Annotated in this window: 15 protein-coding genes and 1 other annotated feature; all 15 genes read right to left on the bottom strand. The window is 35.9% G+C overall.

All coding sequences use genetic code 11. The features are described from left to right. Positions 1-63: 63 nt before the first annotated feature. The gene (locus HZF24_RS04965) at positions 64-1,458 is read right to left on the bottom strand and encodes a glycine--tRNA ligase (RefSeq protein ID WP_179237181.1); all 1,395 of its coding nucleotides are present in this window, start codon (positions 1,456-1,458) and stop codon (positions 64-66) included. A gap of 201 nt (positions 1,459-1,659) precedes the next feature. Beyond that, positions 1,660-1,833: a binding site (T-box leader), on the bottom strand. A gap of 47 nt (positions 1,834-1,880) precedes the next feature. Then, positions 1,881-2,498, bottom strand: a complete 618-nt coding sequence (locus tag HZF24_RS04960; protein ID WP_179237180.1) for a DUF4342 domain-containing protein — start codon at positions 2,496-2,498, stop codon at positions 1,881-1,883. Between the two features lie 16 nt (positions 2,499-2,514). Further along, positions 2,515-3,240 carry a DNA repair protein RecO gene (recO, locus tag HZF24_RS04955; RefSeq protein ID WP_246345962.1) on the bottom strand — a complete coding sequence of 242 codons (726 nt, stop codon included), beginning with the start codon at positions 3,238-3,240 and terminating at the stop codon, positions 2,515-2,517. Beyond that, entirely contained in the window at positions 3,218-4,117 is a 900-nt protein-coding gene (gene era, locus HZF24_RS04950; RefSeq protein ID WP_179237179.1) for a GTPase Era, read from the bottom strand. The genes recO and era overlap by 23 nt, the downstream gene beginning before the upstream one ends. Before the next feature lie 16 nt (positions 4,118-4,133). Beyond that, positions 4,134-4,526, bottom strand: a complete 393-nt coding sequence (gene cdd / locus HZF24_RS04945; protein WP_179237178.1) for a cytidine deaminase — start codon at positions 4,524-4,526, stop codon at positions 4,134-4,136. Positions 4,527-4,544: 18 nt separating this feature from the next. Then, positions 4,545-5,606 (bottom strand): DUF3048 domain-containing protein, encoded by a 1,062-nt coding sequence (locus HZF24_RS04940; RefSeq protein ID WP_179237177.1) that lies wholly within the window; start codon positions 5,604-5,606, stop codon positions 4,545-4,547. A gap of 10 nt (positions 5,607-5,616) precedes the next feature. Continuing rightward, the gene (gene ybeY / locus HZF24_RS04935) at positions 5,617-6,087 is read right to left on the bottom strand and encodes an rRNA maturation RNase YbeY (RefSeq protein ID WP_246345961.1); all 471 of its coding nucleotides are present in this window, start codon (positions 6,085-6,087) and stop codon (positions 5,617-5,619) included. Continuing rightward, positions 6,056-7,024 carry a PhoH family protein gene (locus HZF24_RS04930; protein WP_179237176.1) on the bottom strand — a complete coding sequence of 323 codons (969 nt, stop codon included), beginning with the start codon at positions 7,022-7,024 and terminating at the stop codon, positions 6,056-6,058. Before HZF24_RS04930 ends, ybeY begins: the two co-directional genes overlap by 32 nt. 12 nt (positions 7,025-7,036) lie before the next feature. After that, positions 7,037-8,248: a sporulation protein YqfD gene (locus HZF24_RS04925; protein ID WP_179237175.1), complete on the bottom strand. Its 1,212-nt coding sequence runs from the start codon at positions 8,246-8,248 to the stop codon at positions 7,037-7,039. A 2-nt stretch (positions 8,249-8,250) separates the two neighbouring features. After that, positions 8,251-8,529: a YabP/YqfC family sporulation protein gene (locus tag HZF24_RS04920; RefSeq protein ID WP_179237174.1), complete on the bottom strand. Its 279-nt coding sequence runs from the start codon at positions 8,527-8,529 to the stop codon at positions 8,251-8,253. 245 nt (positions 8,530-8,774) lie between these two features. Beyond that, a complete protein-coding gene (gene rbsB, locus HZF24_RS04915; RefSeq protein ID WP_179237173.1) occupies positions 8,775-9,677 on the bottom strand; it encodes a ribose ABC transporter substrate-binding protein RbsB in 903 nt (300 codons plus the stop codon). 33 nt (positions 9,678-9,710) lie between these two features. Beyond that, entirely contained in the window at positions 9,711-10,655 is a 945-nt protein-coding gene (gene rbsC, locus HZF24_RS04910) for a ribose ABC transporter permease (protein ID WP_179237172.1), read from the bottom strand. Continuing rightward, entirely contained in the window at positions 10,642-12,126 is a 1,485-nt protein-coding gene (locus tag HZF24_RS04905; RefSeq protein WP_179237340.1) for a sugar ABC transporter ATP-binding protein, read from the bottom strand. Before HZF24_RS04905 ends, rbsC begins: the two co-directional genes overlap by 14 nt. 51 nt (positions 12,127-12,177) lie before the next feature. Further along, a complete protein-coding gene (gene rbsD, locus HZF24_RS04900; protein ID WP_179237171.1) occupies positions 12,178-12,597 on the bottom strand; it encodes a D-ribose pyranase in 420 nt (139 codons plus the stop codon). Positions 12,598-12,623: 26 nt separating this feature from the next. After that, a complete protein-coding gene (locus HZF24_RS04895) occupies positions 12,624-13,640 on the bottom strand; it encodes a LacI family DNA-binding transcriptional regulator (RefSeq protein ID WP_179237170.1) in 1,017 nt (338 codons plus the stop codon). Between the last annotated feature and the right edge of the window lie 74 nt (positions 13,641-13,714).

Raw genomic sequence — 13,714 nt, 5'->3', positions numbered from 1 at the left:
TAGCCCATAGAATAGCAATGAATGTGCAATTGGTTTTATCAATCACACATCTATTGCCAATTGTTAGAAATTTATTTTATCATTGATGTATTGTTCTAAATCATCTATTTTAACTCTGACTTGTTCCATTGTGTCTCTGTCTCGTACCGTAACAGAATTATCTTCAAGAGAATCAAAATCAAAAGTTATACAATACGGAGTTCCAACCTCATCGTGTCGTCTGTATCTCTTACCTATACTTCCCGCATCGTCATAATCCACGTTAAAGCTTTTTTGCAGCTTATGATAAACTTCTGTAGCTTGATCGTTTAATTTTTTAGTCAGCGGCAATACGGCCGCTTTATATGGTGCAAGTGCAGGATGAAGCTTTAGCACGACTCTTTCGGTTCCATCTTCAAGAATTTCTTCATTGTACGCGTCAACTAATATAGCAAGCATAACTCTGTCAGCACCAAGTGATGGTTCAATACAGTACGGAACGTATTTTTCGTTCGTTACAGGGTCCTGATAGGACAAGTCCTCTCCTGAAGTAGTTATATGTGCCTTTAAGTCAAAATCTGTTCTGTCAGCTATACCCCAAAGCTCTCCCCAACCGAAGGGGAATAAATATTCTATGTCTGTCGTAGCGTTGCTGTAGTGAGATAATTCTGCAGGATCGTGATCTCTGAAACGCACATTTTCTTTTGTCATACCTAAGGATAACAACCAATTCATGCAGAAATCCTTCCAATAATAGAACCATTCAAGATCCTTACCAGGCTCACAGAAGAATTCTAACTCCATTTGTTCAAACTCTCTTGTTCTAAAGGTAAAGTTACCCGGAGTAATTTCGTTTCTGAAGGATTTACCAATTTGTCCAATTCCGAAAGGTATTTTCTTTCTTGTGGAACGAGCCACATTCTTAAAGTTTACAAATATACCCTGAGCCGTTTCCGGCCTTAAAAATATTTCTGACTGGGAGTCTTCGGTAACACCCTGAAAGGTTTTAAACATTAAATTAAATTTCCTGATTGATGTAAAATTATGTTTTTCACACTCAGGACATTTAATATTATTTTCTGATATATAAGCTTCCATTTGAGAATTAGACCAGCCGTCTACTATTTGCACCTCATCATTTTCTCTCATGTAGTCTTCGATTAATTTATCCGCTCTGAATCTTGCCTTACATTCCTTGCAATCCATCAAAGGATCACTGAATCCTCCTACGTGACCCGAAGCCACCCAGGTTGTGGGATTCATAAGTATGGCCGAATCAAGCCCAACATTGTATGGACTTTCCTGTATGAATTTTTTCCACCAAGCTTTTTTCACGTTATTCTTTATTTCTACACCCAGCGGTCCATAATCCCATGTATTTGCCAGACCACCGTAAATTTCTGAGCCGGGGAAAATTATACCTCTCGATTTAGAAAGAGAAACAAGCTTTTCTAATTTGTTTTTTTCGTTTTTTGCCATGATTGCCTCCATTTAAAATTATTTGAAATGGGATTTTAAAGATTTCATATACCAATATTATGTATTTCCTGTCATTCCGAACGTAAGGGAGGAATCTTATCTTTTGAAGTTCTGAGAGCCTCCTCTTACGTTCAGGATGATAAACTGTTAGGTTATTGTAACCATATATATTTTAATAGTACAAAAAAATCTTCCATCCCACATAGGGACGAAAGATTAATTCCGCGGTTCCACCCTATTTGATAAAGCATTGCTTTATCCTCTTAAAATAATTGACTCAAAAGCGCCCTTCAACTATACTTCTTTATCAGTTTCCACCACACCTGACTCTCTATAAATTCTTTATAGTTTACTCTTCTTTCTCATTGCCTCAACATTAATCTTAATGTAACAAAATTAAGAATTAATGTCAAGAATTTCTTTTAAAATTCATCATCATCCTTATATGAATATGTGAAATCGTCCTTTATGTCATTTTTAAATTCATTTGCGCTGTTTTTAAAATCATTTTTGAACTCGTTTGCGCTGTTTTTAAATTCGTTTTTAAATTCATTAGTACTGCTCATAAAATCATTTTTTAAATTTTCGGCACCCTGTCTTACATCCTGCATTGCATCCTTAACAATATCCACACCTTGCTCAACTTTTTGTCCGAGATTAACTACGTTGCCGTCTGCTTGAGTTATTTCTACGGAGCATTGTGTCAATAGTGCGGCTGTAATCCCTGCGGCAGACAAAAATGGAGCAGCAAAAGCACCTATAATTCCTGCCGTAACAGGCAGATTAACAATTATTTCATTGTTTTTCTTTATTGTAATCTTCGTCGCATTACCCTTTGCAAGTATATCCTTTAGCTGATTGAATATTTGCTCACCTTTATTACTTTTTGTATACGAGTTGCTCTTGTTTTGGTTTTCAATCATAATTATTGCATCGAGCACGTCTCCGTTTGCATCCTCAAGTGCTTTCTTAGCAGTCGAATAATCTGTATCTGTGCGCTTAAGAATATCATCAATTTTTTTTAAGTTTTCATTTTCCATGGATTGTACCTTCCTTTTATAGTAATTTTAAAGTTGTAAAATTATCCTTGCCAATATAGTAAAATAAGAAGTTTCTTATTAAGCTTAATATGTTGGCTGTAACGTCAATAGAATTTATATATTCGAATTTAGTTTTTAAAATTCTTTCCATTGTTAGTATTTCACTGTAGGTAACATTTATTCCACTTCCATAATTTACGCAATCGCTGCAGAATAAGCCGCCTTCTTGGATTGAAAACTTTGCGTTTGCTTGTATTTCATTGCCGCATGATATACAGATATTTAATGTTGGTTTGTATCCAAGCATTGAAATTAATTTTAATTCATAAGCAGCTACTAATTTATTGTAATCCTTATCTGTTTCACTCAAATATTTAATTACTGAAACCGTCATATCAAAAACACGGGAATCCACTTCATTTTCTCCGGCAACATAGCCTATAAGTTCTAATATATAGCTCCCATAAAAGAAAGCTTCCATATTGTTCTTCAAACCGTAGAAATTATCAATCAGCTCTGCATGTGTTATTATGAACATATCCTTTGATTTTGCCAGCGAGCATCTTGAATAAGCAAACAACTGAGAAACGTTGATTAAATGAGAATTACTTTTCTTAGATCCTTTCGAAAGTAATTGAATTTTACCGTTTTCTCTTGACAGGGCATGAAGTATTTTATCATTTTCTTTATAAATTACTTCTTTTAGAATTAATACTTCATCAACTATCATGTCTCTTGTCATAACCCAAGGATCTTAATAAATAATTATTATCTCGCCAATTTTCAGAAATTTTTACAAACAACTGTAAATTAACCTGGCTACCCAGCAATCTTTCGATATCTTCTCTTGCACTTTTACCGATCCCCTTGATCTTTCTGCCGTCCTTGCCTATTATAATACTTTTGTGCGATTTTTTCTCACACAGAATATTAGCTCTTATATCAACAAGGTCTTTGTTTTTTCTTTCCTTCATTTCCTCTATTTCAACGGCAATTCCGTGAGGAACTTCTTCATTCAGATACAACAAAGTTTTTTCTCTGATAATTTCGGAAACAACAAAGCGCTCCGGTCTGTCAGTTATATAATCTGACGGGAAATACATGGGTCCCGGCTTTAAATATTTAATTATTAATTTAATTAAGGAATCCACTCCTACATTTTTAATAGCCGACATAGGTAAAATATCATCAAAAGCTTTATATTTATCAAATTCCTGAGCAATTTTTATGACAGCTTCCTGACTGAATTTATCGATTTTATTTATTATCAATATTTTTTTTGTTTTTAAATCTTTAATTTTCTCAATGATAAACTCATCTCCCGGTCCAACCTTATTGAACTCATCGGTAATCATAATCAATACATCCATTCCGTCCAAGGCAGAATCAACCTCTGTATTCATGAATTCCCCAAGCTGATTTTTTGGCTTATGTATACCGGGAGTATCCAAAAATACAATTTGAGCCTCATCATCGGTATAGACAGTCCTTATTTTATTTCTCGTTGTTTGAGGTTTATCCGACATTATTGAAATTTTCTCACCGATCATTGAGTTCATTAAAGTCGATTTACCTACATTTGGTCTTCCTATTATCGTTACAAATCCTGATTTAAACATGTTTCTCCTCTTCTTTCTATTCCAGATCCTCCGGACCAAAGCTGTTGGGCAGAAGTTCCTTTAGTGTATAAACTTCGTATGAATCTATATTTTTGGCACATATAACCTTCATATCCTTACCGAATTCAACCATAAATTGTCTGCACACACCGCATGGAAAGGATGTTTTTACATTGCTGCCGACAACAGCAATCTTTTCTATATCCTTGTATCCTTCTGATATACATTTTGAAATTGCAACTCTTTCAGCGCAGATGGTCGGAGTATAGGAGGCAGATTCAATATTGCAGCCGGTAAACACCTTACCGCTTTTAGTGTATACCGCCGCTCCAACCTTAAAGTTTGAATATGGGCTGTATGATTTCTCCCTTGCTTCCATAGCAATTTTAATTAGTAATTTATCTTCCATTTACATCATCCTTTCATATTATTCATTTGTTACAGATTCGACGCTGTCTACAATCTGTATCCACGTATTGCCAGGATTTAATTTAAGCTCTGCATCATTTATGTAAAATCTTGTTCTATCCTTTTCACTTTTCTTTGTCCAGGTTATAAATACTCCCTCACCTTCAGTGAAGTAAATACCTTTACCTGTTCCAATTGATTCTAAATATAATCTCCCTACAGAATCCAATACACTTTTAGGCTGCTCCAGTACAATTATGTTTTTAGCTGTTAATTGCTCCTTATACAATTCATCAATATGCTCTTCCTTGTCTTTAAAACGTAAATATAACTTTGAATCCTTATTATATGTATAATCTGTGGTATTATCTTTATTGTATTCAATATTTATTTTATTTGCCTTGAAGCTGTCCTTATATTTTACCGACAGTTTTGAACCGGCTTCACTAAAGTTATATTTTTCGAAGCTTGCTTCGGTTCTGAATCCCAATCTCTTTGCTTCATCCCTTATTGACTTTAATGTGGTATACATGTTGTGCGGAGCATATTTCCCTGTATCATTGTATCTCCACATAGCACCGGAATACAAACCGTCAATTTCTGCTGCCTGCAATCTTTTTATTTCACTGAAAGCATCTTCGCTTCCTCCCACATGAACAAATATACCGTCATTTTCTAAGGCATAATAAATGATATACGGTCTTGCGCTTCGTACAGGACCTACCATTTCGGGCTGTTTAGCCAAATATATGGCCAAGTACCTTGTATAAGGAAATTCGACCTGAAATTCATAAACTATTTCTGCATCCTTTAGTCCTGCCTGCCATCTTGCGCGGGGATGGTTGTCTAAAGAAACCGCAACAGGTCTTAGAGAAAGCTCTTCCGGATAATATTTCAGACCGTCCAATGGTGATACTATTTTATTAGGATCATCTTCTTCAAGCTTTGATTCAATTTCTTCAACTTCCGGTATATTCTCTTCATTTTTCTTTTCAGACTCTGTATCAAGAGGCTGATTTGCTTTTTCAGAGCATGATGTAAGCATAAAAACAGCTAATATAAATATGAGTAATTTTTTCATTTGTTTTTCCTTATTTAAATATTTGAAGTTTCTTCATTATTTCTTTTTCCCTTGAACGCATTTCTGTCTTTTCATCACCATTCATGTGATCGTAGCCTAATAAATGCAGCATGCTGTGAACCGTCAAATAAGCCATCTCTCTTTCTAAGCTGTGACCAAAATCGTTAGCTTGTTCGATTATTCTCTGAGTTGAAAGCACTATGTCTCCTAACAATACCACACCTTCAAACTCATCATCCATCGGAAAGGATAAAACATCCGTCTCACTGTCAACATTTCTGAATTCTTTATTAAGCCCCTTTATTTCTTCGTTGGTGACAAAGGATACGCTTACCTCAAAATCCTCTTCTAATTCCTCGGCTTTTATTACCTCTTCAATTGCTTTTTCAACTGCTTTGCAATTATCCCCGGTAATTTCTATAACATCCTGCCTATCATCAAATAATACATTAATCATTTTTCTTATTCTCATGCCTTTCATATGCTTTTATAATATCCTGAACCAATTTATGCCTTACTACATCAGTGTTTTGAAAATACATAAAGCCGATGTCTTCCACATCCTTCAATATTCTCTGTACGGTTTTAAGACCTGATTTTTTACCTTCAGGCAGGTCAATTTGTGTTATATCGCCGGTTATTACCGCCTTAGAGCCATAACCGAGGCGGGTCAGGAACATTTTCATCTGTTCATTGGTAGTATTTTGTGCCTCATCAAGTATAATAAATGAAGAATCAAGAGTTCGTCCTCTCATGTAAGCCAAAGGAGCAACCTCAATTAATTGCTTCTCCACATTCTTCAAATAGTTTTCAGGTCCCATTATATCAAATAATGCATCGTAAAGAGGTCTAAGGTAAGGGTCAACCTTATCCTGCAAATCTCCCGGCAAAAATCCCAATTTTTCCCCTGCCTCAACGGCAGGTCTCGTAAGTATGATACGCTCTACTTCCTTTTTTCTGAAAGCATTTACGGCTGCTGCCACAGCCAGATACGTCTTTCCTGTGCCGGCAGGACCGATTCCAAACGTAACATCCTTGGAATTTATCAGGTCCATATATCTTTTCTGTCCGATTGTTTTTGGCTTTATTACTCTTCCGGATGCAGTCGTTACGATAACTTCCTTTAATACTTCATTATAATCTATGTTATAATTTGATCTATTTGCTTCAATCAAGTAAACAACCTTTTGGTCGGTTATTTCACCCTCCGAGCCGATTATACTTATCATGTCTTTTAATACTTTAACAACAGCTTCAACCTTATTTTTATCTCCGGTAACCTTAATCATATCATTTCTTACCAGTATATTCACATCAAAATAGCTTTTGATTATCTTAATATTTTTATCGTGAATTCCTAATAGCTTAATAAGATTTTTGTCTTCTGTTATTAATATATTTTCTTCGTGTAATTCCATTTAACCTCCTGCTTACTCATTAGTTGTTTGTTCTTGTTCCGTTTCCGGCATTGGATATATTTTAACCTTTGTGCCTATATCCTCAATTACTTCAATTTGAGCTCGTAAATAATAATAATTATCATCATCAGAAAAATTTAAAGATGATTTTAATATTCTTGCTTCCTTGCCGCACTTTTTCAGCAAGTCATCATACATTCCTATTGTTAAAGTGTTTTTGGCCGTATCTTCATTTATATCGACTTCCTTTATCATCTGTTCATAATATGTACCCTTTATGATGCTGATATCAGTCAAATTTGATAGTATAGGAATTTGAATAGTCCGTTCTTTATAATTATAATTTTCAAAAGGACTCTTGTCACTTAATATTTTATTACTTTTGCCATTTAAATGCAAGTAATAAACGCTTTTGCTTTTATTGGTGGATACTTCCACATCTTTAAATTTCGGCTCCTTTAATTCAAAATTGTAATATGTCTTACCATAAATAGTACCTTCCGAAGGAACCATCATAAATTCTTCCGAATTTTTATTTTTAACAATGCCCATTATCAATGTCTGACCTTCATAAACCACGTCGCCTTCTTTGACTACCGGTTGACCACTCTTTGCAATTACTTTATTTATTATTGCATTTTTAGTGGAAATAATGCTTGTTGGCTCGTTTTTCTTAATATCCGCCTTTTCAATTTCTTTTTCCTTAACAAAAATTATTAAATTAGACCCTTCGATATATACCTCAACAAATTTAAAATTTTCAAAGTTTTTGTAAAGAATAGTTTCTAAATGTTTAGGATCTACACTGGTGTGGGAGATTGGTGTCTTAATATTGTTATTTTCAAGAGCTTTAATTATGTTTCGGGCAGTTATATTGTTTGTTCCGACAACTTGTATATTCCAGATTAACGATGTGATAACATAAAGAGAGACGACTAAAGCAAAAAGCCCCAATACAAAGCCTTTTCTCACCTTTAATTTTGTCAGATTGTATATGAGACCCTTTTTATTTAACGGTTCCATTTTAGTTTCTTTAATAGTATCAGCATATTTTCTGTAATCTTCATAGGATATTTTAAATTTAATATCATACTCTTTTCTTTCAACATCCCATATGCTTATACCCTTTTTTCGAAGTAAATTCATGACTTTTTCGAAGTTTGCCGCTCTAAGACGCACTGTAACATAACCTGTCAATAAAGACATCAACTTGAAAATAAGCATAATTACTCCTTTTTAAATATTATTTCTTCAATATTACCCTTAATTATAACCTTGTAGTCATTTATTTCTTCTATTTTAAATTTAGTTCCCTTAACTGTGATATTCACCTCTATAGCCTTTACCTCAACCAAATTATTTTCGTACACAATTATTCCTAAGTGATTTTCTATTATAACCTTCTTATTGCCGTGCATCATTAAATTGAAATTATCTGAAAGAGCATCATTCGGAATTTCCAAATCATCTGCAATTCTGCTTCTAAAATCGTTAAACTTACCCATAGCATCACCTTCCTATTTTAACATTGCCCTTATCTCACAGGGACTTGCCCTTGGCAAAAGAGATGTGTCCCCTCCTTTAATAATTATGCATGTAAGACTAACTGTATGAATGCATTAAGCATGCAATAAAAAAAAGCCCTAGACTATATTAAGAATCGAGAGCTTTTTGTTCCCGCAACGTTAGTCTGCAATTTTTGACTTTACGCTCTGCTGCGGGAACACATAATTTTGCTAAAGATATTACATTATTTCTTAACTAATTGAAGATCTACAGGCATCATGCTTTCAACCTTTTCTCCATTCAGGATTTTTACTGCTGCTTCAACGCCCATAGAGCCTATTTCCTTTGGAAGCTGTTCAACTGTTGCTGCCATTTCGCCGCTTTCCACGGCAGCTTTCGCATCATCAGTGGCATCAAAGCCTACAACCAGGATATCTCTCTTTGAAGCTTTTATAGCTTCTATTGCTCCAAGAGCCATTTCATCATTGTGAGCAAATACCGCATCTATTTCCGGCTGAGCCTGCAGAATGTTTTCCATTACAGTCAGTCCCTCTGCTCTGTCAAAGTTTGCTGTTTGTTTTGCAACTACTTCAATGTCAGTTCCACTTATTGCTTCATTAAAGCCCTGCCCTCTGTCTCTTGCAGCAGAAGCTCCGGGTATGCCTTCCAGTTCAACGACTTTTCCTTTGCCGCCTAACAGCTCTATGACATATTCTCCTGCAAGCTTACCGCCTGCAACGTTATCAGAAGCAATGTGTGATACAACTTCACCGCCGTTAGCTCCCCTGTCAAGTGTTATTACAGGGATATTTGCTTTGTTTGCTGCCTCAACGGCGCTTTTAACCGCATCAGAATCTGTAGGGTTAATCATAATAATATCAACACCTTGGTTAATTAAATCTTCTACATTTGACATTTCTGTTGCAGAGTCATCCTGTGAGTCCAGTGTAACAAGCGTAACGCCTAATTCTTGAGCCTTTGCTTTTGCGCCTGCTTCAAGGTCGACAAAGAAAGGATTATTTAATGTTGAAATTGCCAGACCTATGGTCTTTGCTTCCTCATTGGTTACATTTTCATTTGTACTGCATCCTGCAAACATTGACAGTATCATTAGTGTGACAACAACTAAACTCAAAAATCTTTTCATAAAACCCTCCAAATTATTTATTAATTTTTATTTTTATCTTGATAGCTTTTGTTTTCTATCAAGAAGTACTGCTGCTAATATAACTATACCCTTTGCAACATCCTGGTAATAGGATGGTACTTTCATTAAATTAAGGGCATTGTTCAATATACCGATTATAAGTGCTCCGATCGCCGTGCCTGCAATTGTTCCGACTCCTCCTGCCATGCTTGTTCCTCCAAGGACAACTGCCGCAATGGCATCAAGCTCATATCCGGCACCTGCTGTGGGCTGAGCTGAGCCTAATCTTGCCGTAATCAATATTCCTGCCAAGGCCGCCGTCATTCCAGAAACTGAATAAACAAATAATTTGACACGGCTTGTTTTAATCCCCGAATAAATTGTAGCCTCTTCATTAGAGCCGGTTGCATAAATATATCTTCCTATACGAGTATGATTTAATATATAGTACGCTAAAATAAACACCACTATCATTATGTAAACGGGAATTGGTATAGGTCCGATAAATCCTGTACCGATTTTTCCAAAGGCTTCGGATGCGCCGGTGCTTCCCGTGCTTATCGGTCTTCCCTTTGTAAATACAAGAATTAAGCCTCTTAACAGTGTTACCGTACCCAAGGTTGCAATAAAAGGCTGCAATCGCCCTGCGGTGATAAGTGTTCCGTTAAGGAAGCCTATAAAGGTTCCTAACATCAAAGCCGTAATTACAACGACAAATACATTTATGCCTGATGAAATCATAGCTGCCGCTATAGCACCGCAAAACCCTAAAACCGAGCCTACCGATAAATCTATACCTCCGATTAATATTGCAAAGGTCATGCCTGTGGCAATTACCGCATTGATGGATGTCTGCCTCAGAACAGTCAGAATATTGCCCCAAGTCAGAAATCTGGGATTGATAATTGCTACAACAACCGATGCAGCAAGAAGTACTATTAAGGGCTTATTTTTAAGCAGTTTTTTAATGGTCGTCATTGTACACATCCTTTCCTACGGCAAGTGTCATGATAGCTTCTTGAGTAGCATCTTTTTGTTGTAAAAAGCCGGAAATCTTACCCTCGTGCATAACCATGATACGGTCACAAATTCCCAGAACTTCAGGTATATCAGAGGATACAACTATAATGCACATACCTTCTTTTTTAAACTTGTTAATTAAATCATAGATATCCTTTCTTGCACCTACATCCACGCCTCTGGTTGGTTCATCCAATATAAGTATTTTGGGACTGGTATTAAGGTTTTTTGCAATAGATACTTTTTGCTGATTTCCTCCGCTTAAGTATTTTAACAGCTGATACGTACCTGCAGTTTTTATGGACATTGTTTCTATATAATTGTTTGCCGAAGCTTGTTCCTTATTCTTATTGATCAGACCGAGAGCACTTGTAAATTTCTTAAGGGAAGACATGGTTATATTATCCCTAACACTCATATCGGTTATTATTCCGTTAGTCTTTCTGTCCTCAGAAACATATGCTATTCCAAAATTCAAGGCGTCCATGGGAGACAGAATCTTTATTTTTGTACCATTTAAAAAGATATCTCCTTTATACGGATAAATCCCGTAAAGCGTCCTCATAAGCTCAGTCCTTGAAGACCCCATTAAACCGGCTACTCCTAATGTTTCGCTTTGTCTTAATGAAAATGAAATGTCTTTTACAAATTCGTTTGAAAGGCTTTCCACCCGAAAAACATCCTGCCCTATTGCTGTTTCAATTCTGGGATATTGCTCGCTTAGTTTTCTTCCCACCATCATCTCAATTACTTTATCTTCATCTGTTTCCGAGACAGACTTTTCACCAATCAGCTCTCCGTCTCTCAATACGGTAACATCATCGCATATTTCAAATATTTCCTGCAATCTGTGAGATATGTATACGATGCTTTTTCCTTCTCTTTTTAAATCGTTTATTACATTGAATAATTTTTGTGTTTCGGCAGGTGTCAAAGCACCGGTCGGCTCATCCATTATAATAACTTTTGCATCAATAGAAAGGGCTTTCGCAATTTCAACCAGCTGTTGCTTTCCTACGCTTAAATTCCTGACCAATTCTCTGGGATTTTCATTCAACCCCAATTTTTTCAGCCAATATTCGGAATTTTCATAAAGCCTTTTCCACATAATCCTTCCCCTGCCTGATACGGGTTCCCTTCCGAGAAATATATTTTCTCCTATGGACAGGTCTTTAACTAAATTTAACTCCTGGTGTATAATGGCAATTCCGGCTTCCTGAGATGAATGAGTATCATTAAAGCTGACCTCACTGCCATCCAGATAAATTTCTCCGTCCGTCTTCAGATAAACCCCGGTAAGAATTTTCATCAGGGTGGATTTTCCTGCTCCGTTTTCACCTACAAGTGCCATAACACGCCCCTTGTAAATATTGAAGCTCACATCTTTTAATACATTAATACCGGAAAAATTTTTCGTAATATGTTTCATGGATACTGCAATGTCTTTCAATTAATCACCACCCGCTAATTTTTATATTCATCAGAACATTACTCCGGATACAAGGATAATATTAGCAAATGCTTTATATTCACCGGTTCTTATAACCGCCTTGGTACCTGCTGTTCTTTTCTTGAATTCCTCATGGGCGACATATTCAACTTCAATTGCTCTTAATTCTTCTTTTTCGGCAGTTTTTATAATCTCTGTTATTTTATTGTTCAATTCAGGGTTACTATGGACTATTTCTTTTGCAAGTATAACCTTTTCAATAAACAATTCCCCCAGCACCGCAGATAATACAGGAATAAATTCCGGCAATCCCTTTACTACCGCAAGGTCTATCCTTTGAACTCCTTCCGGGACGGGTAGCCCGCAGTCCCCTATAGTCAGTGAATCCGTATGTCCCATTTTACCTATCACATATGAAATCTCAGAGTTTAATAAATTTCCTTTTTTCATTTTACCACCTGCTTTATAATTGATGATTATATAGAATTTCTTTCAATTATTTCTGTATCCAGTGTTATTATTTCCATTTCCTTAAAATTATTATTTTTCTTATCCGGGTCATTCAAGGTTTCCAACAATAACTCCATAGCCTGATAACCCATTTTATAATTAGGCTGCCTTACAGTAGTAAGAGACGGCTCCACAAGTCCTGCCAGATATATGTCATCAAAACCCATTACACCCACATCGCCGGGAATACTGTAGCCATTTTTCTTAAGCTCCTTAATAGCGCCAATTGCAATCAGGTCATTGCCGCAAAATATGGAATCAAACTGTCGGGTTTCAGATAACAATTCATTAACGCCGTCTTTTCCCCATTCAATTTTGTATTCGCCGTATTTAACAAGTTTTTCGTCATACTCCAGACCGTTATCCGATAAAGCCTTTTTATATCCATCTAATCTGTCTCTGGCTGTGCGTGTCTTTAATGAGCCTGAGAGAAATGCTATTTTTGTATATCCTTTGTTTATCAAATAAGAAACACCCTTGTATGCTCCCTCTAAGTTGTTAACCAATACCTTACCGCAAACTTTTTCCGAATAAAAATCTCTGTCGATTAAAATTATGGGAACCTTACATCTTTCCAATATTTCAGACATTTTTTCACTGCCGGAAGAATGTGCAATTATTATTCCGTCTGCCATTTTTTTAGTGAGAGTTTCAATATACTTTTCTTCCACTTCGAGCTTATCGTCCGTATTGCAAAATATAATGCTGTAGCCCGATTCATTTGCCTTGTCTTCGGCTCCTCTGGCGATACCGGGGAAAAATGGGTTGGTAATATCAGGCAGTATCAATCCCACAATGTGAGTTTTTTGAGTTACGAGACTGCCTGCCATTGCATTTGGAACATAGTTATATTTTTTTACCGCATCCAGAACTCTCACACGGGTTGCATGTGTAATATTCTTATCCTTATTATTTAAAATCATCGAAACCGTGGCAATAGATACTCCTGCCTCTTTTGCAATTTCTTTAATGGTAATTTTCATATCGAATACCTACTTAAACGTTTAACTAAATTATAATCCTGAATAACAAAAAAGTCAACAATAAAAGAAAACAT

The sequence above is a fragment of the Sedimentibacter hydroxybenzoicus DSM 7310 genome (assembly GCF_013403245.1).
Lineage (GTDB): Bacteria > Bacillota > Clostridia > Tissierellales > Sedimentibacteraceae > Sedimentibacter > Sedimentibacter hydroxybenzoicus.
This window is presented reverse-complemented; position numbering and strand designations above follow the sequence as displayed.